Source organism: Streptomyces acidicola (genome assembly GCF_009377235.1).
GTDB classification, from domain to species: Bacteria; Actinomycetota; Actinomycetes; order Streptomycetales; family Streptomycetaceae; genus Streptomyces; species Streptomyces acidicola.
Map to the genome: position 1 here is coordinate 20,069 of NZ_VMNX01000055.1, position 24,616 is coordinate 44,684.

The window sequence follows — 24,616 nt, forward strand, 5'->3', positions numbered from 1 at the left end:
GCCGCCGGCCGCTTCCGCGTTGGACCGTAGGCGGGGTGCCGGGCCGGCCGTGGGTCCCTGAGCTGCGGGGATCCCGTGTTCACGGATGGCCGATCCGGATAATGATCGTCCTGTTGTCAGTGGGGGCCGGTAGTCTCGAAAGCACGATGACAGAGGACCTCTCACCGGCCGAGCGGTATGCGGCAGCCCGTAGGCGTGCTGTCGAGCAGGCCACCGCGCTCGCCTCCTTCCGCGAGATGTACGACTTCGGTCTCGACCCCTTCCAGATCGAGGCCTGCCAGGCACTCGAAGCCGGAAAGGGCGTGCTGGTGGCCGCCCCCACCGGCTCCGGCAAGACGATCGTCGGCGAGTTCGCCGTCCACCTCGCTCTGAACCAGGGCAAGAAGTGCTTCTACACGACGCCCATCAAGGCGTTGTCGAACCAGAAGTACGCCGACCTGTGCCGCCGCTACGGCACGGCGAAGGTCGGCCTGCTCACCGGCGACAACAGCATCAACTCCGATGCGCCGGTGGTCGTCATGACCACCGAGGTGCTGCGGAACATGCTGTACGCGGGCTCACAGACCCTCCTCGGCCTCGGCTACGTGGTCATGGACGAGGTGCACTACCTCTCCGACCGCTTCCGCGGCGCTGTCTGGGAGGAAGTGATCATCCACCTCCCCGAATCCGTGACACTGGTGTCACTGTCGGCGACCGTGTCGAACGCGGAGGAGTTCGGCGACTGGCTGGACACCGTGCGCGGCGACACCGAGGTGATCGTCGCCGAGCACCGGCCCGTGCCCCTGTTCCAGCACGTGCTGGCCGGGCGCCGTATGTACGACCTCTTCGAGGAGGGCGAGGGCAGCAAGAAGGCGGTCAACCCCGATCTCACGCGCATGGCACGCATGGAGGCCAGCCGGCCCTCGTACCAGGACCGCAGGCGCGGCCGGGCCATGCGTGAGGCGGACCGCGAGCGCGAGCGCAGACAGCGGTCGCGCGTGTGGATCCCGAGCCGGCCGGAGGTCATCGAACGGCTCGACTCCGAGGGCCTGTTGCCCGCCATCACGTTCATCTTCAGCCGCGCGGCCTGCGAGGCCGCCGTCCAGCAGTGCCTGCACGCGGGCCTGAGGCTGAACGACGACGAGGCACGCCTGAAGGTGCGCGCCCTCGTCGAGGAGCGCACGGCGACAATCCCCGCCGAGGACCTTCACGTCCTCGGCTACTACGAGTGGCTGGAGGGCCTGGAGCGCGGCATCGCGGCCCACCACGCGGGCATGCTGCCGACGTTCAAGGAGGTCGTCGAGGAGCTCTTCGTACGCGGCCTGGTCAAGGCCGTGTTCGCGACCGAGACCCTCGCCCTCGGCATCAACATGCCCGCACGCTCGGTGGTGTTGGAGAAGCTCGTCAAGTGGAACGGCGAGCAGCACGCCGACATCACACCCGGCGAGTACACCCAGCTGACGGGGCGCGCCGGCCGCCGTGGCATCGACGTCGAGGGCCACGCGGTCGTGGTCTGGCAGCGCGGCATGAACCCCGATCACCTGGCCGGGCTCGCCGGCACGCGCACGTACCCGCTCCGGTCCAGCTTCAAGCCGTCGTACAACATGGCGGTGAACCTCGTCGAGCAGTTCGGCCGGCACCGCTCCCGGGAGCTGCTGGAGACGTCGTTCGCCCAGTTCCAGGCCGACAGATCGGTCGTCGGGATCTCCCGCCAGGTGCAGCGCAACGAGGAGGGCTTGGAGGGTTACAAGGCCTCCATGACCTGCCACCTCGGCGACTTCGAGGAGTACGGGCGGCTGCGCCGCGACCTCAAGGACCGTGAGACCGAGCTGGCCAAGCAGGGCGCGGCCCAGCGGCGCGCCGAGGCGGCCGTGGCGCTGGAGAAGCTGAAGCCGGGCGACGTCATCCACGTCCCCACCGGCAAGTTCGCGGGCCTCGCGCTGGTGCTGGACCCCGGCCTGCCCGCAGGCCGTTCCAACGGCCACCGAGGTTTCGAGTACCACGACGGTCCGCGCCCCCTCGTCCTCACCGCCGAGCGGCAGGTCAAGCGGCTGGCGTCCATGGACTTCCCGGTGCCCGTCGAGGCCCTGGAGCGGATGCGGATCCCCAAGTCCTTCAACCCGCGCTCACCGCAGTCGCGCCGGGACCTGGCCTCCGCGCTGCGCACCAAGGCCGGGCACCTCGTCCCCGACCGGCACCGCAACAAGCGGTCCGTGGCCGCCGACGACCGTGAGATCGCCCGGCTGCGCGCCGAACTGCGCGCCCACCCCTGCCACGGGTGCAACGACCGCGAGGACCACGCCCGCTGGGCCGAGCGCTACCACCGTCTCAAGCGCGACACGACCCAGCTGGAGCGCCGTATCGAGGGCCGCACGAACACGATCGCGCGGACCTTCGACCGGATCGTCGCACTGCTGACCGAGCTCGACTACCTGCGCGGCGACGAGGTCACCGAGCACGGCAAGCGGCTGGCACGGCTGTACGGCGAGCTCGACCTGCTCGCCAGCGAGTGTCTGCGCGCCGGGGTCTGGGAGGGGCTCGGGCCCGCCGAACTCGCCGCGTGTGTCTCGGCCCTGGTGTACGAGGCCCGGGTCGGCGACGACGCGCTCGCACCGAAGCTGCCGTCCGGCAACGCCAAGGCGGTGCTCGGCGAGATGGTCCGCATCTGGGGGCGCCTCGACGCGCTGGAGGAGGAGTTCCGCATCACCCAGACCGAGGGTGTCGGCCAGCGCGAGCCGGACCTCGGCTTCGCCTGGGCCGCGTACATGTGGGCCTCCGGCACGGCGGGGCTGGACGAGGTGCTGCGCGAGGTGGAGATGCCGGCCGGTGACTTCGTGCGGTGGTGCAAGCAGGTCATCGACGTGCTCGGGCAGATCTCGGCGGCGGCTCCCGCGGAGGGTTCGACGGTCGCCAAGAGTGCGCGCAAGGCGGTTGACGGGCTGTTGCGGGGGGTTGTGGCGTACTCGTCCGTGGGTTAGGTATGGGCGGGGTTTGTCGGGGGTCTGCGGCCGGGTGCGGGTTGGGTGTGGCTGGTCGCTCCCCCAAGTTCTCGGCTTCTCCCCCACTCTCGGCTTCGTTTGAGCGGGGGGACCCCCATGAACAGGGGGATCCCCATCGCGGCGGAGCCGCACGATGTCACAGCCCCGCGCCCCTATCGGGTCGCGTTCACGTACGCCCTCCAGCCCCCGTACTCCGTGATGTCGGCTGCGCCCTCCAGCGCGGCCGGCTCGCACAGGAAGCCGGGTACGTGCGTGCCGTCGGCCAGTTCCACACGGCCGAGTGTCATCGGGCGGGGGAGCGCGGTCAGCAGACGGCCCAGGCCCTCCGTCGGCAGGCGCCACACCTCGGCCTCGATCGCGGCCCCGCCCTGGCCGACGTGGACGAGACCCGGCTTCGGCGGGTCGGTCGCCAGTGCGTGCAGGCGGTAGACGGAGGCCGTCGTGGTCGTACGGTCGAGGCGGGCGCCCAGAGCGAGGAGTTGAGGGTTGAGGGGCTGGCCGGACAAGTGGGCGCCGACCACCGCGACCCACGTCTCCGGCTGGAGCAGTGCGGCGATCCGGGCCAGGCGCTCGTCCGTGAACGCGGGACCGATCAGCATCACGCCGAAGGGAAGCCCGTTCACCTCGCCCGCCGGGACGGCGACCGCGGCCTGGTCGAAGAGGTTCGTGGAGTTGGTGAAGCGGCCCAGGCGGGCGTTGGCGCCCAGTTGGTCGGCGGCGACCCGGGCGAGGGTGGGATGGCCCGGAGTGGTGGGCAGCAGCAGGGCGTCCGCGTCGGTGAGTTCGGCCAGGGCATGGGTGCGCAGGGCGGTCAGGCGGTCCTGGTCGGCGAAGAGCTGGTGGGCCGGGATGTCGCGGGCGCGAGTGATGATGCCGGTGACGGTGGGGTCGAGTCCGTCGCCGCCCTCGGCGGTCAGCTTGTCGATGAAGTGCCCCACCGCCGTGTAGCGCTCGGCCACGAACGCTCCCTGGTACAGCATCGCGGCGGCCTCGGTGAACGGGGTCAGGTCGATCGTGCGGACCTCGGCGCCGGCCGTGACGAGCTGTGCCACTGCCGCTTCGTACGCCTCTCCCCAGCCCTCGTCGAGTTCGCCGAGCTGCGACGGTGACGCGACCGCGACGCGCCACGGGCCGGGGGCCCGCTGCGGAAGTGAAGGGAGCGCGCGGGCGGGCGGCGACGTCATGTGGGCGAGAGCCTGCTCGGCCTCCGGGAGGGTGCGGGCGAACACCGTCACACAGTCGAGTGAGGCGCAGGCCGGGACGACGCCGGTCGTGGGGACGATTCCGCGGGTGGGTTTCAGGCCGACGATGCCGTTGAAGGCGGCGGGGACGCGGCCCGAGCCGGCGGTGTCCGTGCCGAGGGCGAAGTCGACGATGCCGAGCGCCACCGCCACGGCGGAACCCGAACTGGAGCCGCCACTGATCCTCGCCGGGTCATGGGCGCCGCGTACGGCACCGTAGGGGGAGCGGGTGCCGACCAGGCCCGTGGCGAACTGATCCAGGTTCGTGGTGCCCAGGACGATCGCGCCGGCCGCGCGGAGGCGGGCGACGACGGGGGCGTCGGCCTCCGGCCAGTACGCGTACGCCGGACACCCCGCCGTCGTGGGGAGGCCTTGGACGTCGATGTTGCCCTTGGCGGCGAAGAGGCGTCCCGCGAGGGGGAGGCGTTCTCCGGCGGCCAGGCGTTCGTCGAGCGCCCGGGCTTCGGCTTCCACCTCTGCCCGGGGACGCAGGTCGATCCAGATCTCGGTGCGGTCGGCCTCCTCGTTGCGGGCGTAGGCCGTCCGGACTCTGGTGAGGGTCGGGGTCGACATCCGTTCTCCTTGGCTGGGGTGGTTCTTATCGGCTGCGGGCCGGTGTGTGGTCTGTGCCCACCCGTTCCGACCCAGCGAAACGACTGCCCACAGACCAGCCGACGCTGTCAGGTGGTCCCTGGCCTGGCGGGTGCCAGGACCACCAGCGCCGTGCCCGCCTCCACCTGGGCGCCCGGTCCGGTGAGGATCTCGTGGACCACGCCGTCGATCGGGGAGTGGACCCTGGACTCCATCTTCATGGCCTCCAGGGCCAGCAGGGGCTGGCCCGTGGTCACCGTGTCGCCCTTGTGCACGTTCAACTGCCAGACGGACGCGGCGAACTGGGCCTCCACCAGGCGACCGCCCTCCGGGACGGTCACCGTGGCCGGGAGAGCCGCAGGTGTGCCGACTGCCTCCGCGCGGGCGAACTCGCCGGCCGCCTCCCAGGCGTCCCGTTCCGCCGCGAACGCGGCGCCCTGCCGCGCGCGGAACTCGGCCATGGAATCGGCGTGTTCGGCGAGGAACGCCTCGTACTCGGTGAGCGAGAAGGTGCCCTCCTCGATACGGGGCACGAAGCGACCCGAGACGATGTCCGCGCGGAGATCGAGGAGTTCGTCGGCGTCGACCGGATACCACTTGATGCGGTCGAAGAAGCGGAGCAGCCACGGTGAACCGGCCTCGAAGGCGCCGCGCTGCTGCCAGCCGGACCAGACCTGGGTCGTACGGCCGACGAACTGGTAGCCGCCCGGCCCTTCCATGCCGTAGACGCACAGGTACGCACCGCCGATGCCGACCGAGTTCTCGGCGGTCCACGTTCGTGCCGGGTTGTACTTGGTCGTCACGAGGCGGTGGCGCGGGTCGAGGGGTGTGGCCACCGGGGCGCCGAGGTAGACGTCGCCCAGGCCGAGTACGAGGTACTCCGCCTCGAAGACCGTGCGGTACACGTCCGCCACCGACGCAAGGCCGTTGACGCGGCGGATGAACTCGATGTTCCACGGGCACCAGGGTGCGTCGTCGCGTACACCCGCCATGTAGCGGGCGATCGCCTCGCGGGTGGCCGGGTCGTCCCAGGAGAGAGGGAGGTGCACCGTGCGGGACGGGACCACGAGTTCGTCGGCCGGGGGCAGGGACGCGGTGATCTCCCGTACCGTCGCGAGGAGTTCGGACTGGGGGAGGACCGAGGGGTTCGTCTGGATCTGGAGCGAGCGGATGCCCGGGGTCAGGTCCGTGACGCCGTCGAGCGCGGCCTCGGCCACCGCCTCCATCAGTGCGTGGACCCTCATCCGCAGCGCCAGGTCCAGTTGCATCGGCCCGAACTCGACGAGCAGGTTGTCGTCGCCGCTGCGGCGGTAGGTGATGTCGCCGTCCCGGGCCAGTACGCCGCCGTCGACGATCGGGGGCCGGGGCGAGCCGTCCTCGGTCACCGGGACGAAGCGCACCGTGTCGCCCGGCCGGAGCTGGCCCAGCTTCCAGCGTTCCGTCGTCGCCACCGTCGCCGGGCAGACGAAGCCGCCGAGCGAGGGGCCGTCGGGTCCCAGCAGCACCGGCATGTCGCCGGTGTAGTCGACGGCACCCACCGAGTAGGGCGTGTCGTGGATGTTGGAGGGGTGCAGGCCGGCCTCGCCGCCGTCCGTACGGGCCCAGCGGGGCTTGGGGCCGACGAGGCGGACTCCCGTGCGCGCCGAGTTGAAGTGCACCTTCCAGTCGGCCGCGTAGAAGTCGTGGATGTCCTCCTCGGTGAAGAACTCCGGTGCGGCATGGGGGCCTTCGAGGACGCCCAGCTGCCAGGAGGAGCCGAACTCCGGGCGCTCCCCGGGAGGCACCGGCGTGCCCTCGGTGACGGCACCTCCGTGCAGCACGTCCCCCGGGCGCAGCGCCCGCCCGCCGTGCCCGCCGAAACGGCCCAGCGTGAACGTGGCCGCGCTGCCGAGGAACGACGGTACGTCCAGGCCGCCGCCCGCGAACAGCACGTATGTCCGCAGACCGTGCTCGGTCGGCGCACCCACCTCCAGTACGGCGCCGGCGGGTACCGTGATCGGCTCCCATGGGGTGACTGGTGAATCGTTCACGGTCACCTGCGCGGGCGCTCCCGTCACGCACACCCTGGTGGGGTGTGTGAACCTCAACGACGGTCCTTGCAGGGTGCATTCGAGTCCGGGTGCGCCCTCGGGGTTGCCGAGCGACCGGTTGCCGAGGCGGAAGGACAGCGCGTCCATCGGGCCGCACGGGGGCACGCCCACCTGCCAGTGGCCGGTGCGGCCGGGCCAGTCCTGCACGGTGGTCAGCGTGCCGCCGGAGACCACCTCGATACGCGGGGTCGGATCGGTGACCGAGGAGAGGGTCGCCGTCGAGTGGGCGGCGGCGGCGAAGGCGGGGTCCGCGAGCGCCGCCCGCACCAGCCCCAGGTTCGTCTCGATGCCGTCGACGCGTGTCCGTGCCAGCGCCTCGTCCAGTCTCCGCAGGGCATGGGCGCGGTCGTGCCCGTGCGCGACGACTTTCGCGAGCATCGGGTCGTACGACGTCGTCACCTCGGTGCCGGTCTCCACCCAGTTGTCCACGCGCACGCCCGGCGGGAACTCGACGCGTGTCAGCAGGCCCGCGCTGGGCCGGTGGTCGCGAGCGGGGTCCTCGGCGTACAGGCGGGCCTCGACGGCGTGGCCGCGGGGTGCGCCCGGAGCCCGCACGACGGCGCGGTCGCCCTGCGCGAGGCGCAGCATCCAGGCCACGAGGTCGACGTCGTAGATCTCCTCGGTGACCGGGTGCTCCACCTGGAGCCGGGTGTTGACCTCCAGGAAGTACGCCTCCTCGCGCGCCGCGTCGTACACGAACTCCACGGTTCCGGCGGAGCGGTAGGCGACGCTCGCGCACAGGTCGCGGGCGCAGGCGGCGAGGTGCTCGCGCACGTGGTCGGGGAGGCCGGGGGCCGGTGCCTCCTCCAGGACCTTCTGGTTGCGGCGCTGGAGGGAGCAGTCGCGGTCGCCGAAGGAGACGACCAAGCCCTCGCCGTCGCCGAAGACCTGCACCTCCACATGGCGGGCGTGCTCGACAAGGCGTTCCAGGAAGAGACCCGACGCCGACGCCGCGGAGAAGGAGGCGGCGGCCACGCGCCGCACCCGCTCCCAGGCCTCGGTCAGTTCGTCGGCGGAGCGACATGCCGACATACCGATACCGCCTCCGCCGCCGGTGGCCTTGAGCATCACCGGGTAGCCGATGCGGTCGGCGGCGGACAGGGCCTCGTCGAGGTCCGCCAGCAGGTCCGTGCCCGGCGCGAGCGGCACCCCGGCCGCCTCGGCCGCCGCCCGGGCCGTGTGTTTGGCGCCGAACAGTTCCAGTTGCTCCGGTGTCGGGCCCACGAACACGATGCCGGCGTCCTCGCAGCGCCGCGCGAAGGCCGCGTCCTCGGAGAGGAAGCCGTACCCCGGGTGGATCGCGCCCGCGCCGGTGTCCTTGGCGGCCTTCAGGACGAGGTCGACATCGAGGTACGACTCCTTCGCCGGCGCGGGGCCGAGCCGTACGGCCTGGTCGGCGAGGCGCACATGGGGCGCGGAACGGTCGGCGTCGGAGTACACGGCGACCGTGCGCAGGCCCAGCTCGCGTGCCGTGCGGATGATCCGTACCGCGATCTCGCCCCGGTTCGCGACGAGTAGCGTGTCGAAGCTCATGATGCCGTCCCCGCCCGGGTGATGGTCATCTCCACCGCCGTCGGCTCGAAGCCGTTGCAGGGGTTGTTGATCTGGGGGCAGTTGGAGACCAGGACGAGCACGTCGCGCTCGGCGCGCAGGGTCAGGGCGAGGCCGGGGGCGGAGATGCCGTCGACGATGCCGAGGGTGCCGTCCTTCTCGACGGGCACGTTCATGTACCAGTTGATGTTCGAGACGAGATCGCGCTTGCCCAGGCCGTGCCCCGCACCCTCCGCGAGGAAGTTGTCGACACAGGCGTGCTGGGACCAGGTGTGGTGGCCGTACCGGAGGGTGTTCGACTCCTTGGAGCAGGCGCCGCCGACCGTGTCGTGCCGGCCGACGTCGTCGGCGACCACGGTCATCAGCGGGGTGTGCTCGTTGGACAGCAGCACACTGCCCGTCGTCAGGAAGATCGTGCCCTGCGCGTGGATCGTGTCGGGGGCGCTGTAGCGGACGGACGTGTCGTGGGCGTCGTACACGAGGAAGTCGACTGCCTGGTTGCCGTGCAGGTCGGTGATGGTGAGGGTTTCGCCGGTGCGGATCACGGACGACCAGGCGGCCCTGGCCGGAACGACGGTCTTCATGCGAGCCCCCTCGCGGTGAGGAATTCGGCGGTGTTGAGGAAGGCGCGGAGGCCCTCGGGGGTGGCGTCCCACAGTGGGTCGCCCGGCCGGGTGGGGGCCGAGCGCCAGGCGAGCACCTCCAGAGGGGTGCTCACGTAGTCCGGGCGCGGGTCGGCGGGGTGGGGCGCGTTCGCGATCAGGACGGTCACGTCCTGCTCGGTGCGCAGCGTCACTCCGGCGCCGGGCCCGGCGGAACCGGTGAAGTCGAGGGTGCCGTCGTCGCGGACCTCCACGCCCTGGAAGAACGAGAGCGAGGGCGGCAGATCGCGGGGGGCGAGCCCGTTCTTGGCGGCGGCCAGCTTGAACAGCTCGCGACCGGCGGGGGAGGGGGACTGCGGTGTGCCGTCCCCGTACCGCTCGGTGTTCCGTACGAGGGTGGAGGTGCCGCACAGCGCGTCGTGCCGTCCGGAGGTGTCGACGGTCACGGAGGCGAGGACGCGGCCCTGGTCGGACAGGAGCAGCCGCCCCTCGCCGAGGTAGGCGTTCCACTGCACCTTGACGGTGTCGGCCACGTTCAGCCGCTCCCAGGGGCGGTCGGCGGCGTAGAGGAGCAGATGTGCGCAGGCGTCGCCGCGCAGGTCGGTCAGACGCAGCTCTGTACCGCGGGCCAGCACCTTGTGCGTGTAGTTGCCGCCCGCCACGGTCTCGGCCCACACCAGGTGCCCCGCCTCACAGGGCGGCGCCGGCCATTCACTCGCCGGCACAAGGGGCATCGCCTCGGCCCGTGTGCCCTCCTGCGCCCGGGCATGGGCCCGTGCTCCATACGTGGTCTCTGTCGCCATCGCGCCACCTCCGGCTGCTCCGGTGATTTCTGTCGCCCGACAGAAATTAGGGGCGGGTCGGGTCGGGGCCGTGTCCCGGGCGTTGCTGCGCGGTTACCTGAAGCTCACGGTCGGTTTCGGGCGCGGAAGGGGGCTGCGGAGGGGGCGGGCCTGCCGCTGGATGGCGCGCGGTGGAGGCGGAGCTTCGTGATGCCGGGTGCGCCCGTGCTGTTCAGGGGCGCGGGGCTGGGTTGAACATGCGGCTTCCGCCGCGTGGGCGTGACCAGCCACAACCAACCCGCAGTCGATCACCGGCAGCACGCCGGCAGACGAGACCGCCCCACCTGAACCCCCGGAGGGAAGCGTGCGAGGATCGAACGCATGGGAAGCAGTGGTGGGCGCCGCGTCGGGAGGCCGCGGGCCGAACAGCGGCCGGATCGTGGGATGTCGCCACGTGACGAACTGCTGGCGGCGGCCGCGGAGTTGTTCACGACGCGCGGGTACGCGGCCACGACCACCCGGGCAGTCGCCGAGCGGGCCGGCATGCGGCAGGCGTCCATGTACCACTACGTCTCCGGCAAGGAGGAACTGCTCGCCGAGCTCCTGGAGTCCACGGTCACGCCCTCGCTGACCCTGGCCCGAGAGCTGCTCTCCCGGGACGCGGCCCCGGCCGAGGAGCGGCTGTGGGAGCTGTGCCGTACCGACGTGGAGCTCCTCTGTGGCGGTCCCCACAACCTCGGCGGGCTCTACCTGTTGCCCGAGGTGCGTGCGGAACGCTTCGCCGGCTTCCATGCCGTGCGTGCCGAACTCAAAGATGCCTACCGGCAGTTGATCGCCGCAACCCGTACGGGTGGAGGGCTCGCCAAGAGTGAGCTGGACCTCCGGGCGGACCTGGTGTTCGGGCTGATCGAAGGTGTCATCCTCGTCCACCGCTCGGACCCGGACCGTCGCGTCGCGGTGTTCGCCGAGGCCACGGCGGACGCGGCCCTGCGGATCGTCGGGGTCTGAAGCCGGGGCGCTGCGAGCGCCGGGCCGTTGTGCGGAGTGCGGACTCCACCGCTGTCGTCGGCCTGCCAACAGGCCGATCCGCTGTCGGCCGCCTGCTCGCCCATGATTACCTGACGTGTTCGATTAATGGCTGAGCGTATAAATGGGGTCGAGGGTACTCCTGCATCCGTCCCCGTTTCAGGTGCTTGCTGAATATGACACAGCGATGATCCGGTCGGACTAAGCTCGCCCGCGGCGCACCGAGTTGAGGTGTAATCGTGCGCTTGTTCCCAAAGATGTCGAAGATCCAGTTTGAGTTCCCCCACACCACAGCAACACCCCCGACTCCCAGCCGATTCGTCTCAGAGGGCAACCATGGTGAGTGTCCAATCGCCTCCCAGTGGCCGTGAACTTCCCTACACACGCGTGCTGTTGCCGCCCGCCATACTGTTGGCCGCGGCAACCGGGACTGCCGCTGCCCTGGTGACGGGGCCGGCCCGGATCGCCGTCGGCGTGTGCGGAGCCATCACGACCGTCCTGGTCGTCGCGGTCGCGTCCCAGGTCGTGCGCCGCGGCCGGCAGCTTCTGGCCCTGCGCGCCGACTTCGCACAGCGGACCTCCTACCTGGAAGACCGCGTGGCATCCCACGACCAGGAGTACCTGCGCCTCGGCAGGGAGATCATGCCCGCGATGCTGGAGCGGCTGCAGGGCGGTGATTCCCCCTCCGAGGTGGTTCGCCTGGGCATCGCGGAGAACCCGGTCTACAACTACCTGCCCGAGTCGCAGCGTTCGCTGATCCGCATGCTCCTCGACGTCATCGACCGCGTGGACGCCCGGCGCGACTCCTCGCAGCGCTCCTTCGTCAACATCGCACGACGCGTACAGGCGATCGTGCACCAGCAGAACGTCGAACTCCGCGAGATGGAGGAGGACCACGGGCGCAACCCCGACGTCTTCGACGACCTGCTGCGCATCGACCACGCCACCTCGCTGATCGGCCGCCTCGCCGACTCCATCGCCATCCTCGGCGGTGGCGGCCCCGGCCGCCAGTGGCCCGAGCCCGTGCCGCTGTACAGCGTGCTGCGCGGCGCCATGTCCCGCATTCTGGAGTACCGCCGCATCGAGCTGCACTCCATCGCCAAGGTCAACGTCGCCGGCATTTCCGTCGAACCGCTCATCCACGCCGCGGCCGAACTCCTCGACAACGCCACCCGCTACTCACCGCCCCAGACCAAGGTGCACGTGACCGCCGTCGAGGTGCAGACCGGCATCGCCATCGAGATCGAGGACGCCGGCGTCAGCCTCAGCGAGGAGTCCCGCGCCAAGGCCGAGAACATGCTCATCAAGGCCCAGCAGGGCGCGGACTTCCAGGAACTGGGCGACACCCCGCGCCTCGGCCTGGCCGTCGTCGGCCGCCTCTCGACGATGTTCAACATGCAGGTCTCACTGCGGCAGTCCGCGTACGGCGGCGTCCGTGCCGTCCTCGTCGTACCACGCAACATGCTCACCGACGAGCCCGCCACCAGCTTCGCCCACGGCATCGGCGCCGCCGCCCTGCCCACCCTGAACAACGACGGCGTCAAGGGCCCCGACCGCGCGCAGAAGAAGCGCCGTCCGACCACCGGCCCGCGCGTCCCGTCCTCGGCAGAGGCACTGTCCCTCATCGACGACGACGTCCCCGTCGTCACCGAGTGGACCGCCAACGGCCTGCCGCAGCGCCGCAGCCGGGTGACGACCCCGCTCAGCCAGCGGATGGCCGAGGCCGCTGCCGCGGAGGCCGCCGCCGAGGAGGCGAGGGCCGCCACACCCGTGTGGGAGCCGGAGCCGGAGAAGATCGAACCGCCCGGGGCGTGGATCGAGGAGTTCTGGGCCGGCCTCAAGGGCGACCCGGACCCGAACGCCTTCACCAGGAACCCGGACGACCCGACGACGTTCACCGCTGACAACGAGCCGGCCCCCGTGGAGGCCGGCGACGAGGGGGACCTCAAGTGACCAAGCGAGCCAACTTCGACTGGCTGCTCAAGGACCTCGCCGACGGAGTGCCGGGCGTCCAGCAGGTCGTGGTGCTCTCCGCCGACGGGCTGCGCATCGCCCGGTACGGCGGCGACCCGGACGCCGCCGACCGGGTCGCCGCGGCCTGCGCGGGCCTGCAGAGCCTGGCCGGTGCCGTAGCCGCCGAGATCGCCACCGGCGACAGCCGTATGCGTGTGGTCATCATCGAGATCCAGGGCGGCTACTTCTACATGATGGAGGCGGGCCCCAACGCCTACCTCGCGGTCCTCGCCAACGCGGTCGCGGAGCCCGGCATGATGAGCAACCGTATGCGCGACCTCGTCGCCCGCATCGGCTCCCATCTGACGAGTCCGCCCCGGCGGAACGGGCAAACCGTATGACGCCTCCACGGCGCCGGCGGCGCTATCCCAAGGAGAATCCCCCGCCTCCGCCCCAGCCGGCCGGCGAGGACGCCGAAGCCCAGGACGGCCCGCCGCCGAAGAACCCCGAGCGGCTGTACATCATCACGGGCGCGGCGGTCGAGGACGGCGAGCGGGCCCCGATCGACCTCGTGACGTTAATCGTGGCGAGCGCCGAACTGCCGCCTTCCGCCACGCCGGAGCAGTCGGCGCTGCTCCGGATCTGCCAGGCACCCCTGTCCGTGGCCGAGATCTCGGCCTACCTCAACCTGCCGTTCAGCGTGGTGACCGTCCTGCTCACCGAGCTGCTGGCGGCCGAACTGGTACAGGCGCGCGCACCGGTCGTCCGGCAGGCGCGGGCCGACCGTTCCCTCCTCGAAGCGGTGATGCATGGACTTCAAAAACTCTGACCCCGTCACGGGTCCTCGGACCGAGGACCATCTGCCGCACACGGCAGAGGCCGGGGTGAAGATCGTGATCGTGGGCGGTTTCGGGGTCGGCAAGACGACAATGGTCGGCTCCGTCAGCGAGATCAGGCCGCTGACGACCGAGGAGACCATGACGCAGGCCGGCATCGGAGTCGACGACAACTACGGCTCCGATTCCAAGACGGCCACCACCGTGGCCATGGACTTCGGCCGCATCAGCATCACGGACCAGCTCGTGCTCTACCTCTTCGGCACCCCGGGGCAGGAGCGCTTCTGGTTCCTGTGGAACGGCCTGTTCGAGGGCGCTCTCGGTGCGGTCGTCCTGCTGGACACCCGCCGCCTCGAGGTCAGCTTCGACGTCATCGGACGCCTGGAGGAGCGGGGCGTGCCGTTCGTGGTCGCCGTCAACACCTTCCCGGACGCGCCCCGCTATCCCGTCGAGGAACTCCGCTCGGCGCTCGACCTGCCCCGGGAGATCCCCATCGTGGAGTGCGACGTGCGGCGCCGGGCCTCCAGCCGCGACGTCCTGATGACGCTGCTGCGCTTCCTGCACTCCCTGGCGAGGGCCAAGGCCCCCGCTTGAGCCCCGTACGTGTTGCCTGAGCCGCACGGCCGTACGTGTCCCCCGAGTCGCGTACGACCGTGCCGGCGCGCCGTCGATGTCCCACGTACACGTCCCGTGACGGCGCCCGCCTCGCCCCCCGCACGACCTCCCCCACCTTTCTCGGCTGTGAACCGGGGGAGGACCCATCACCTCCTGTACACCGGATCCACTTCAGCTTCGGAGCGATCATCGTGACGCCTGAACCCCTCTCCCCGACCGGTACGGACGACCCCGTGGCCGTACCCCCACCCGGCTGCCCCGCTCACGGCGCGGGACCCGGCGGCCTGCGCCGGCTGTACGGCCCCGATGCGGAGGACCTGGGAGCCGTGTACGAGAAGCTCCGCGCCGAGCACGGCGCCGTGGCTCCCGCGCTGCTTCACGAGGACGTGCCGATCTGGGTGGTGCTCGGCCACAGCGAGAACATGCACATGCTGCGCACCCCCTCGCAGTACTCCCGCGACACCCGGTTGTGGACCCCCCTGCAGGACGGCACGGTCAAGCCCGACCACCCGCTCATGCCCCACATCGCGTGGCAGCCCATCTGCTGTCACGCCGAGGGCGACGAGCACCTGCGGCTGCGCGGTGCGGTGACCGGCGCCATGTCGACCATCGACCACCGGGGCGTCCGTCGGCACATCAACCGCGCGACCCAGCACCTCGTCAACAGGTTCTGCGGGGAGGGCAGGGCCGACCTGGTCGGTCAGTTCGCCGAACACCTGCCGATGGCGGTGATGTGCGAGATCCTCGGCATGCCCGAGGAGTACAACGACCGGATCGTGCAGGCCGCCCGCGACATGCTCAAGGGCAGCGAGACGGCCATCGCCAGCAACGCGTACATCATGAACGCCCTGACGCGGCTCGCCACCCGCCGCCGGGCCGAACCCAAGGACGACTTCACCAGCCACCTCCTCAACCACCCGGCGGGGCTCAACGACGAGGAGATCAGCCAGCACCTGCGCGTCGTGCTGATCGCCGCGTACGAGGCCACGGTCAACCTCCTCGCCAACGTACTGCGGGTGGTGCTCACCGACCCGCGGTTCCGCGCCCAGCTCAACGGTGGCCAGATGACGGTGCCCCAGGCGGTCGAGCAGTCCCTGTGGGACGAGCCGCCGTTCAGCACCATCCTGGGCTACTTCGCCAAGCAGGACACCGAGCTGGCGGGCCAGCGCATCCACAAGGGCGACGGCCTCCTCCTCGGCATCGCGCCGGGCAACGTCGACCCGCGCGTCCGCCCCGACCTCAAGGCCAACATGCAGGGCAACCGCTCCCACCTCGCCTTCAGCGGCGGCCCGCACGAGTGTCCGGGCCAGGACATCGGCCGTGCCATCGCCGACGTCGGCGTCGACGCGCTGCTGATCCGCCTCCCGGACGTCCAACTCGCCTGCGAGGAGCACGAGCTGCGCTGGCAGGCGTCCATCTCGAACCGCCACCTGGTGGAACTGCCGGTGAAGTTCGCTCCGAAGCCTCAGCAGGATGTCATGCAGCGGCCCTCCATCAACCCGATGCCGCCACAGCGCTCGAACAACTGGCAGGTCAGCGCACCACAGTCACAGCCCCCAGCTTGGGAGCCCGCCGCTGAGACGCCGGTGGCGGCGGCCGAACCGGCCCGCCGACCGGGCGTGTTCCGGCGCGTCCTGCGCTGGTGGCGCGGCAACTGAGCGGACCGGGCACCGGGGCTACCCCGCCCACTCCTCGTACGACGAGAAGGCCCGCAGCTCCCGCGGGCTCACAAACCGGTGCTCGCGCCCCGTGACCGGATCGGTGAACTCCAGGGACCGCGCCAGCAGTTGGAGCGGATGCCGGAAGTCACCGGCCGCCACGGGTCCGGTGACCACCGGATAGAGGGGATCGCCGAGGATCGGCACCCCCAACGCGCTCATGTGCACCCTCAGCTGGTGCGTCTGCCCGGTACTCGGTATCAGCCGGTACCGGGCACGCCCGTACCTGTGCTCCAGCAACTCGATCCGGCTGACGGCGTTGGGCTCGCCCTCGACCTCGCGGGCCGCGACGACCCCGCGCTCCTTCACGATCCGGCTGCGCACGGTGCGCGGCAGCACCAGCACGGGGTCGTACGGCGCCACCGCCTCGTACTCCTTCGCCACCCGCTTGTCCCGGAACAGTGACTGGTACACACCGCGTTCCTCGGGCCGCACGGTGAACAGCACCACCCCGGCCGTGAGCCGGTCCAGCCGGTGCGCCGCGCCCAGGGTGGGGACGCCCAGCTGCCGCCGCAGCCGCGCCAGGGCCGTCTCGGCGACATGGCTGCCACGCGGGGTGGTGGCCAGGAAGTGCGGTTTGTCGGCCACCACGATGTGCTCGTCCCGGTACACGACGTCGACCGCGAACGGTACCCGCTCCTCCTCGGGCAGCTCCCGGTGGAACCACACGAACATCCCCGGCACGTACACCATGTCCCGCGACACCGGACGCCCGGTGACGTCCACGATCAGCCCCGCGTCGAGCATTGTGTCGATCACCCCGGCCCCGGCCGCGAGCCGCGCCACGAGATGGTCCCGCACCGTCGCCCACTGCTCCCCGGCCGGCAGTCGCACGCGCACCGGATCCACCCCGTCGCGCTGCGGCAGGGGAGAGGGCGGGGGCGGAGTACGGCGTCTCATCACGATCAAGGGTACGAGGGGGCACCGACAGCCGGGCGAGGTGATCAGCCGGGCGAGACGATCCGCCGGTCGAGGCGACACTGAAAAGCGTTGTGCCCTGCCCGGGGCCCGTTGGCAGGATGCTGGGTATGCCCTACCTCAACAGCGCGGTCCTCTCCGCCGGCGCCCTCGCCCGGCACTCCCAGCCGACGATCCCCACCGCCGACGGTCTGCTCCTGCGCCCCTGGACGGCCAAGGACGCCCCGGCCGTCTACGAGGCATTCCAGGATCCGGTCATACACCAGTGGCACGTCCGCGCGGCCGACTCACTGGACGAGGTCGGCGGGTGGATCGACGAGTGGCGGCAGGAGTGGGAGAGGGAGGAGAAGGCGTAGTGGGCCGTCGCCGACGCGGACACCGACCGGCTGCTGGGTCGCGTGGCCCTGCGGAGCATCCTGCTGGAGGACGGCTCGGCCGAGGTCGCGTACTGGACCGTCGCGGCGGCCCGAGGGCAGGGCGTCGCCGCACGCGCGACGACGGCCCTCAGCCGCTGGGCCCTGGACGAGATCGGCTTCCACCGCCTCGAACTCATGCACGCCGTCCGTAACCTGGCGTCCTGTCGTGTCGCCGCCAAGACCGGGTTCGCCCTGGAGGGCACCAAACGCAGTGCCCTCCTCCACCAGGACGGCTGGCACGACATGCACCTGCACGCGCGCGTGCGGGGCGACTGACCCTCCACGCGTGTGCGTGCACGGCGGCTCGGTCCCGTGCTCGGGTGCGATGGAGCTGAAGCAGCCCGACGACCGTCCGGGTCAGGCGGCCGACCGGTAGCGGTCGGTGGCCTTGTGCCAGTGGTAGGAGCCTGCTGCCCAGCCCTGTATGGCCCGGGCGTGCCGCAGCACGGCACGCTGGGTGTGCTGATCCGTGTGCAGATCGTGCAGCGTCTGCGGGAGATCGGTCCTGACGGTTTCGTCCAGTGTCCTGACACGGCCTGTCAGGATGCGGTCGACCAGGGATACTCCCTCGTGCAGGGGTATGCCGTGCAGTTCACACGCCACCTGCACGATGTTGTTCCTGGCGACGCCCTCGCGGACTTCCTTGGGGTAGGACACGATGTCGTTGTGCAGATCGACGGTGTCCCGGAACGCGTTGATCAGTACCGTGAACGGGCGGGTTTCCCGTATGTCCTTGGTGATCTCCCAGCCGAGTGAGTGCTCCATCAGCAGTGCGCTGCACCCGGCTGCCCCGTAGTCGCGGCGCATCTCCGTCTGCTCTATGAGGTCAGGGGACCGCCGGCGCGTGAGGTTGTCCGTCTCCCACAGCGATGCTTCCAGGAACTGTCGTACGGACCTGGTGTACAGGACCCGCCACGAGGTTGAGGCCGAGGGTGCTGTGCGGCGCCACAGGTCTGCCAGAGCGCGTTCCAGCGGCTGCTCCGGGGCCGGGCCCGAGCCGTGTGCCGCCACTGGCAGGAAGGCCATCAGCCGCTCGATGCGCCGCAGGATCTGCTCCCGGTCGTCGAGAGCCTCACACCAGGGGAGGAAGACGTCGTCAAGGCACCAGATGACGCTGTGCCAGCCCGACAGCAACTCCAGTTCCTCGGCGGAGGCGTGGGGATAGGTCAGGGCGGTGAAGTGAGTGAAGTCCGCCCGGTCGAACATCTCGGCACTCCACCCGCCATGGGGTGAGTCGCTGTGCTGAGGCTTCAGCAGACCCAGTGAGCGGGCCCAGGTGCGAACGCGCGGACGGACGTCCTCCAGGTGCGGGTTCACCCTTGCCCGGAACGGCATGTAGAACGAAGGTAACTGGAAGATGTCCGTCACCGCTGCCTCCTGTGTCGTAGCGGCGTGCTTCGGCGCCGCCGTCCGTCCTGTACCGACGGCGTCCAGGCCGCGCCCAGGTCCACGGACTGCGCACTGTGCCCCCTGTGCTGCGACTGCGCCGCCGCCGACTCGTGTACGAACTGGGCGGTCGCGTCGAGAATCCTCGGTGAGCATCCCGATGACCTCGGTGACGGTAAACAGACGGTCCTTTCCAGCCGAATTTGTGCCCCCATGCGACCGCATCGGGCCGATACTACGACCGGATGGGGTCTGGCTCCAGAGCTGTGTTCCCGGGACGCCCCAGGGAGTTGCGCATCGCCGGCCGGCCAGGCAGTCCGGCCCGGAGCCCGCTAGTGAGTCGTTTCCGGGAGCGGCAGGGCAGTTTCCGCGGCGGAGCGCAGGCCTTGTGTGCGCGTCAGTCGGTACAGGACTCCGACCCCTACCGTGACCAGCAAGAACAACACCGTGAACCACTGGAAGTACCAGTGCCCGCCCGCCGGGTCGTACACCTCCGCGCGCGGCCAGGCCAGGTTGACGGTCATGAAGAGGCCGTAGACGAGGGCGAGGGCGTTGACCGGGACGCCCCAGCGGCCGAGGGAGAAGAGGGGCCTGCCCGTCTCGTCCGCGCCCTCGACGGTGAAGGTGCCCCGCAGACGGCGGACCAGCAGCGGTCCGGTCACCATCGCGTACGCCAGGTAGAGCATCACGATGCAGGTGGTGCCGATGGCGAGGAAGGCCTCCGGCGAGGCGAAGTTGAGAAGCAGGAGGGCCGCAGCGAGGACGCCGACGACCACGGCGGGGGCACTGGGCATGCCGGTGCGCGGGTTCACCTTGGCGAGTCGCCCCGCGAAGGGAAGCTGGCCGTCGCGGGCCATGGAGAAGAGCATGCGGCAGGCCGCCGTCTGGATCGCGAGGGTGGCCACCGCGATCGCGACCACGACGTCCGCGAGCAGGAGCCGGCCCACACCGTCGCCGAGGCTGCTGGTCAGGACGTAACTGAGGCCGTCCACGCCCAGCTTCCCGTCCGTGAGACTGGGTGCGGCGAGCAGCCCGCCGAGCACGATCAGGCCACCCAGCAGTCCGGCCGCGCCGAGTGCGGTGAGGATCGTGCGGGGCGCGGTGCGGCGTGGGTTGCGGGTCTCCTCGCTCATCTCGCCCGCGCTGTCGAAGCCGATCATCACGTACGCCGCCGTGAACGAGCCCACCAGCAGGGCGCCGAAGAGTCCGGTGTCGCCCCCCGCGGTGTGGAACGTGATGCCGGGGGAGCGCTCGGAGTGGGTCAGCAGGAGGACGATGATCAGGACGGCGCCGATGATCTCGGCGGTCACGCCGACGCGGTTGATCACCGACATCACACGGTTGTCGACGACGTTCACCAGTGTGGTGAGCGCCAGAAGGATCACGCCCAGGACGGCAGCGTTGGCCGCTCCGGTGGCGGACGTGGGGGCCGGGTCGCCCCCGACGATCTGGAAGCCCGACCAGATCGGAGGCATCACCATCTGCAGGGCGAGTGCCGCCGCCGCGACCACCACGATCTGCCCGATCACCATGATCCAGCCGGCGAACCAGCCGAAGGTGAGGTTCGACAGGCGTGAGGACCACTGGTAGATCGCGCCCGAGATCGGATAGCGGGCGGCCAGCTCCGCGAAGCACGCGGCCACCAGCAACTGGCCGATCAGCACCACGGGCCAGGTCCAGAAGAAGACGGGACCGCCGAACGCGTATCCGAAGGCGAAGAACTGGAAGACGGTCGTCAGGACCGAGATGAAGGAGAACCCGGCGGCGAACGAGGCGTACCTGCCCAGGCTGCGGTGCAGTTCCTGGCGGTAGCCGAACTCCCGCAGGGAGCGGTCGCCGGGTGACTCCGGCGGATCGGGGCGGACATCGGCCGGGGCGGTGCTTGTCATGGCGGCAACCTGCTTTCGCACAGCGCGCGAGAGTTCCTGTCGGGTGACAGAAATTAGGGAGGGGCCGTTTCGCCGGTGTCACGCGGTGATGTCCGGGCCGGGCCCAATTCCTCACGCCCTTGCGGGCCACCTCATACGCGATACATCGTGTCTATTGACCGGCTCCTGTGGGACGCGATATGTTCGTGCACGGATATTCGGTCACGACGTGATCGAGGCGGTCGAGATGGCCGAGGTGATGGGGAGGGGGTGTGTCCGATGGCGGTCAGGCGTCGCAAGCTGAGTAATCCGCTGGCCCTGGCGGTGATGGTGCTGCTCATGGAGAAGTCGATGCATCCGTACGAGATCGCACAGACGCTCCGTCGTCGCGGCAAGGACAGCAGCACGAAGATCAACTACGGCTCCCTGTACACCGTGGTTCAGAACCTCGAAAAGCACGGCCTCGTGGAGGTCGCCGAGGTCCAGCGGCAGGGCAACCGCCCCGAGCGCACCCTCTACGGGATAACGGAGGCAGGCCGGGAGGAGGCCACCGAGTGGCTGTCCGACCTGCTGGCGGTCCCCGCCCGTGAGTACCCGATCTTCGAGACCGCGCTCTCGCTCGTGGGTGTCCTCCACCCCGACGACGTGGCGCGGCTGCTCGAAGAGCGGCTCTCACGCCTGGAGGTGCAGGTGGCGAGCGCACGCGGTGCGCTGGAGACGCTGCCGCGCCTCTTCCTCGTCGAGACCGAGTACCAGGCGCACATGGTCGAGGCGCAGGCGGAGTGGGTCCGCGGGTTCCTGCGGGAGCTCAACGACGGCTCACTGCCCGGCGTCGAGGCGTGGCGGACGTTCCACGAGACCGGGGAGACACCCCCGGAGTTCCAGGACTTGGAGGACCGCCACGTCGAGCAGTAGCGAAGGAGCCGAGCAGTAGCGGCAGAAGGAGCCGAGCAGTAGCGGCAGAAGAAGCGGACCCCGGCAGGGCTGTTGCAGCAGCCCCGCCAGGGTCTCGAACCCCGAGCTGACTCCGCCGTGCGGCGGGCCGGGCGATCGAGGTGCGGCACACCCAGAATACCCGGCTCTCCTCACGTGGATCAGTTCGACGATCCGTCGTCCAGCAGGGACGCGTCGTCATCCGCGTCCTGCGTTGTCACAGGAGAGCAGTCGTCATGAGTACCCGTGCGCCCGCAGTCGTGGCGCGTCAGCTGACCAAGACCTATCCAGGCGATGTCACCGCCCTGTGCGGCATGGACGTCACCGTCGAACCGGGCACCGTCTTCGGGCTCCTCGGGCCGAACGGCGCCGGGAAGTCCACCACCGTCAAGATCCTCACCACCCTGGCCCGCCCCGACTCGGGCACCGCCGTGGTCGCGGGCCATGACGTGCTGCGCCACCCGGACCGGGTGCGCCGCGCGATCGGTGTAGTCGCCCAGAGTTCGGGCGCCGACCCGGTGGCCACGGGCCGGGAGAACCTCCAACTCCAGGGCAGGATCTACGGCTTGAAGGGCGCCGAGCTGAACGGCCGCATCGACGAATTGCTGGCGCGCTTCACGCTCACCGACTCCGCGCGGCGCCCCGTCAAGACGTACTCGGGCGGTATGCGGCGCCGTCTCGACGTGGCGCTCGGACTGGTCCACCGCCCCCAGGTGCTGTTCCTCGACGAGCCCACCACCGGCCTCGACCCCGAGGCCCGCACCGCGATGTGGGACGAGATCGCCCGCCTCGCGGGCGACGAGGGCCTCACCATCGTGCTCACCACGCACTACCTGGAGGAGGCCGACCGCCTCGCCGAGCGCATCGCCATCGTCGACCGGGGCCGGGTCGTGGTCGAGGGCACCCCGGATGAGCTGAAGGGTGAACTCCGCGGCGACGCCGTCCACATGGAACTCCGCGAACCGATCGGCGAAGCCGGCCGTACGCTGCTCCGGGGCGCCCTGGCCGGACTCCCGGGCGTGCACGAGGTGCTCTTCGACACCGTGGGCTCCCGCGGGATCAGCGTCCGTGCCGACGACGGGGCGGCCGCGATGCCCACCCTGCTCGGGGCGCTGGAGCGGGTCGGGGTGGCCGTGGCGGCCGCGACGGTCGCCCGGCCCTCGCTCGACGACGTGTACCTGCGCTACGCGGGCCGCCGTTACGCAGAGGCCGAGGCCGAGGCCGAAGGCGCCGGGGAGCGGGTCCTGGCCGGGGCGGGAGGTGCGTGATGAGCACCGCCGTCACCCAGACCTGGTACATGACCGAGCGTCAGCTCATGGTGTTCCTGCGCCAGCCCGCGTATCTGCTGATCACGCTGATCCAGCCGGTGGTGTGGCTGTTCCTGTTCGGCAGCCTCTTCAAGGAGGTCGTCGAGCTCGGCGGCTTCGGCACCACCTCGTATCTGGACTACCTCGTCCCGGGCGTCGTGGTGATGAGCGCGCTCAGCTCCAACATGTGGGCAGGCATGACCACACTGGACGAGATCCAGCGAGGGACGCTCAACCGCTTCCTGACCACCCCGGTCAGCCGGGCAGCGCTGATGAACGGCAACGTCGTGAGCAACGGGCTGGTCACCGCGCTCCAGTCGCTCGTCATCGTGCTGCTCGGGCTGCTGGGCGGGGCCGACTACCCGGGCGGGCCAGGCGGTGTCCTGGTGCTGGTCGTCGCCTCCGTGCTGCTGGGCACGGTCTTCGCGGCGCTGTCCAACGCGCTGGGCATGCTCGTCCAGGAGCGGGAGTCCATCATCGGCATCAACACGTTCCTGCTGCTGCCGCTGACGTTCCTGTCCACGGCCTTCATGGCCGAGGACAGGATGCCCTCGTGGATGCGTCACATCGCCGACTTCAACCCGCTCAACTGGGCGATGGTGGCGGGCCGTTCGGCACTGTCCGAGCAGCCCGACTGGGGTGAGGTGGCCGGCCGTGGCGGAGCACTGCTCGCGCTCGCGGTGGTAGCGGTGTGGTTGTCCATACGGACGTTCCGGTCGTACCAGCGTTCGGTGTAACGCCCGTCGCTGCGGTCGCTGCGGTCGGTGCCGTTGCTGTCGTCGCTGGGGGAGAACCGCTGTTCAGGAGGCGGCTTCCGCCTCCGCGGCCGCCTCCCGGGATCAGGCGGCCGCCGAGGCGCCCTCCTGTTCCTCCTCCACCTTTGCGTTCCACTCCCGCTTGGTCGCCTGCCAGTTGTCCTCGTTGTGCCCGAGCCGCCAGTAGCCGGAGAGCGACAGGTCCTCGCGCGGGACCTGGTGCTCGACGCGCAGCAACCGGCGCAGTTCCTTCACGAACCCCGCCTCGCCGTGGACGAAGGCGTGCAGGCGGCCCTCGGGGAACTCCAGCGCGCGGACGGCCTCGACGAGCGCCTCACCGACGGGACGGTCCCCGCGGTGCAGCCAGACGACCTCCACGTCGGAGGCGATCTTCTGCTCCTCGTCGGGGTCGGACACCTCCACGAAGGCGTGAACCCTGGCCCCGTCAGGCATCGCCTCCAGCGAGGCGGCGATCGCGGGCAATGCGCTCTCGTCCCCGGCGAGCAGATGCCAGTCGGCGTCCGGGTTCGGCGCGTAGGCACCGCCGGGGCCCAACAGCCGGACGAGCTCGCCCGGCTGGACCCGCGCGGCCCAGGGGCCCGCGAGGCCCGCGTCGCCGTGCACCACGAAGTCCAGGGTGATCTCGTGCAGTTGGGGGTCCCAGGCGCGCACGGTGTACGTCCGGGTCACGGGCCACTGCTCGCGCGGGAACTCCGCACGGACCCGCTCCATGTCGAAGGGCTCCGGGTAGGTCACTCCGTCCGGGCCGAAGAGCAGCTTCACATAGTGGTCGGTGCTGCCCCTCGTGGCGAACTCGGCGAGACCCTCGCCGCCGAGGACGACGCGCTGCATGTGCGGGGTCAGCCGCTCGGTGCGGACGACTCGCGCGGAGTGGGGCTTCGGGGTCCTGCGTACCGGACGCTCTGCCATGGCAGCCTCCCAAATGTGTAGCTTAGGCTTGCCTAAGTTAGCATCTTCCCTCTGGAGACACCCCACGCTTGAAGTGTCTTTGCCAACGAGAGGTTGGATCCGCCCGCCCCCGAAGAGCTC

18 protein-coding genes and 1 pseudogene are annotated in these 24,616 nt (G+C 70.5%); 11 read left to right on the forward strand and 8 right to left on the reverse strand.

What is annotated here, in order from left to right; all coding sequences use genetic code 11:
• Positions 1-101 precede the first annotated feature (101 nt).
• Positions 102-2,957: a DEAD/DEAH box helicase gene (locus FPZ41_RS17070; protein WP_152863516.1), complete on the forward strand. Its 2,856-nt coding sequence runs from the start codon at positions 102-104 to the stop codon at positions 2,955-2,957.
• A 173-nt stretch (positions 2,958-3,130) separates the two neighbouring features.
• Here FPZ41_RS17070 and atzF read toward each other — a convergent pair whose 3' ends face one another.
• The 4 genes from atzF to FPZ41_RS17090 all read right to left on the reverse strand — a co-directional run bounded on the left by atzF (position 3,131) and on the right by FPZ41_RS17090 (position 9,856).
• Positions 3,131-4,792: an allophanate hydrolase gene (gene atzF, locus FPZ41_RS17075; protein WP_152863518.1), complete on the reverse strand. Its 1,662-nt coding sequence runs from the start codon at positions 4,790-4,792 to the stop codon at positions 3,131-3,133.
• 107 nt (positions 4,793-4,899) lie between these two features.
• Positions 4,900-8,433 (reverse strand): 5-oxoprolinase/urea amidolyase family protein, encoded by a 3,534-nt coding sequence (locus tag FPZ41_RS17080; protein WP_152863520.1) that lies wholly within the window; start codon positions 8,431-8,433, stop codon positions 4,900-4,902.
• Positions 8,430-9,035, reverse strand: a complete 606-nt coding sequence (locus FPZ41_RS17085) for an urea amidolyase associated protein UAAP2 (protein WP_152863522.1) — start codon at positions 9,033-9,035, stop codon at positions 8,430-8,432. The genes FPZ41_RS17080 and FPZ41_RS17085 overlap by 4 nt, the downstream gene beginning before the upstream one ends.
• Entirely contained in the window at positions 9,032-9,856 is an 825-nt protein-coding gene (locus FPZ41_RS17090) for an urea amidolyase associated protein UAAP1 (RefSeq protein ID WP_152863524.1), read from the reverse strand. The genes FPZ41_RS17085 and FPZ41_RS17090 overlap by 4 nt, the downstream gene beginning before the upstream one ends.
• Before the next feature lie 360 nt (positions 9,857-10,216).
• Here FPZ41_RS17090 and FPZ41_RS17095 point away from each other — a divergent pair, with 360 nt between their 5' ends.
• The 6 genes from FPZ41_RS17095 (at position 10,217) to FPZ41_RS17120 (ending at position 15,923) form a co-directional block, all read left to right on the forward strand.
• On the forward strand, positions 10,217-10,843 hold the full coding sequence (locus FPZ41_RS17095; RefSeq protein WP_152863526.1) for a TetR/AcrR family transcriptional regulator: 627 nt from the start codon (positions 10,217-10,219) through the stop codon (positions 10,841-10,843).
• A 354-nt stretch (positions 10,844-11,197) separates the two neighbouring features.
• Positions 11,198-12,814, forward strand: a complete 1,617-nt coding sequence (locus FPZ41_RS17100) for an ATP-binding protein (protein ID WP_152863528.1) — start codon at positions 11,198-11,200, stop codon at positions 12,812-12,814.
• Entirely contained in the window at positions 12,811-13,215 is a 405-nt protein-coding gene (locus FPZ41_RS17105; RefSeq protein ID WP_131560826.1) for a roadblock/LC7 domain-containing protein, read from the forward strand. The genes FPZ41_RS17100 and FPZ41_RS17105 overlap by 4 nt, the downstream gene beginning before the upstream one ends.
• Positions 13,212-13,643, forward strand: a complete 432-nt coding sequence (locus FPZ41_RS17110; protein ID WP_152863530.1) for a DUF742 domain-containing protein — start codon at positions 13,212-13,214, stop codon at positions 13,641-13,643. Before FPZ41_RS17105 ends, FPZ41_RS17110 begins: the two co-directional genes overlap by 4 nt.
• Complete coding sequence (locus FPZ41_RS17115; protein WP_152863532.1) at positions 13,624-14,244, forward strand: GTP-binding protein; 621 nt, start codon at positions 13,624-13,626, stop codon at positions 14,242-14,244. The genes FPZ41_RS17110 and FPZ41_RS17115 overlap by 20 nt, the downstream gene beginning before the upstream one ends.
• A 212-nt stretch (positions 14,245-14,456) precedes the next feature.
• Positions 14,457-15,923: a cytochrome P450 gene (locus tag FPZ41_RS17120; RefSeq protein WP_322620342.1), complete on the forward strand. Its 1,467-nt coding sequence runs from the start codon at positions 14,457-14,459 to the stop codon at positions 15,921-15,923.
• 18 nt (positions 15,924-15,941) lie between these two features.
• Here FPZ41_RS17120 and FPZ41_RS17125 read toward each other — a convergent pair whose 3' ends face one another.
• The gene (locus FPZ41_RS17125) at positions 15,942-16,883 is read right to left on the reverse strand and encodes an RluA family pseudouridine synthase (protein ID WP_152863534.1); all 942 of its coding nucleotides are present in this window, start codon (positions 16,881-16,883) and stop codon (positions 15,942-15,944) included.
• A 128-nt stretch (positions 16,884-17,011) separates the two neighbouring features.
• Here FPZ41_RS17125 and FPZ41_RS17130 point away from each other — a divergent pair.
• Positions 17,012-17,593: pseudogene (locus FPZ41_RS17130) on the forward strand (GNAT family N-acetyltransferase).
• 81 nt (positions 17,594-17,674) lie between these two features.
• On the opposite strand, the gene FPZ41_RS17135 reads toward FPZ41_RS17130, so the two are convergent.
• Both FPZ41_RS17135 and FPZ41_RS17140 read right to left on the reverse strand, forming a co-directional pair.
• Positions 17,675-18,685, reverse strand: coding sequence for a terpene synthase family protein (locus FPZ41_RS17135; RefSeq protein WP_322620343.1), 1,011 nt, complete (start codon positions 18,683-18,685; stop codon positions 17,675-17,677).
• Positions 18,686-19,035: 350 nt separating this feature from the next.
• Complete coding sequence (locus FPZ41_RS17140) at positions 19,036-20,592, reverse strand: amino acid permease (protein WP_152863536.1); 1,557 nt, start codon at positions 20,590-20,592, stop codon at positions 19,036-19,038.
• A gap of 258 nt (positions 20,593-20,850) precedes the next feature.
• Here FPZ41_RS17140 and FPZ41_RS17145 point away from each other — a divergent pair, with 258 nt between their 5' ends.
• The 3 genes from FPZ41_RS17145 to FPZ41_RS17155 all read left to right on the forward strand — a co-directional run bounded on the left by FPZ41_RS17145 (position 20,851) and on the right by FPZ41_RS17155 (position 23,548).
• The gene (locus FPZ41_RS17145) at positions 20,851-21,486 is read left to right on the forward strand and encodes a PadR family transcriptional regulator (RefSeq protein ID WP_152863538.1); all 636 of its coding nucleotides are present in this window, start codon (positions 20,851-20,853) and stop codon (positions 21,484-21,486) included.
• Between the two features lie 254 nt (positions 21,487-21,740).
• The gene (locus tag FPZ41_RS17150) at positions 21,741-22,772 is read left to right on the forward strand and encodes an ATP-binding cassette domain-containing protein (protein ID WP_152863540.1); all 1,032 of its coding nucleotides are present in this window, start codon (positions 21,741-21,743) and stop codon (positions 22,770-22,772) included.
• Positions 22,772-23,548, forward strand: coding sequence for an ABC transporter permease (locus FPZ41_RS17155; protein ID WP_152863542.1), 777 nt, complete (start codon positions 22,772-22,774; stop codon positions 23,546-23,548). The genes FPZ41_RS17150 and FPZ41_RS17155 overlap by 1 nt, the downstream gene beginning before the upstream one ends.
• Positions 23,549-23,650: 102 nt before the next feature.
• Here the strand turns inward: FPZ41_RS17155 and FPZ41_RS17160 are convergent, their stop codons facing one another.
• The gene (locus tag FPZ41_RS17160) at positions 23,651-24,496 is read right to left on the reverse strand and encodes a siderophore-interacting protein (RefSeq protein ID WP_152863544.1); all 846 of its coding nucleotides are present in this window, start codon (positions 24,494-24,496) and stop codon (positions 23,651-23,653) included.
• Positions 24,497-24,616: the final 120 nt, after the last annotated feature.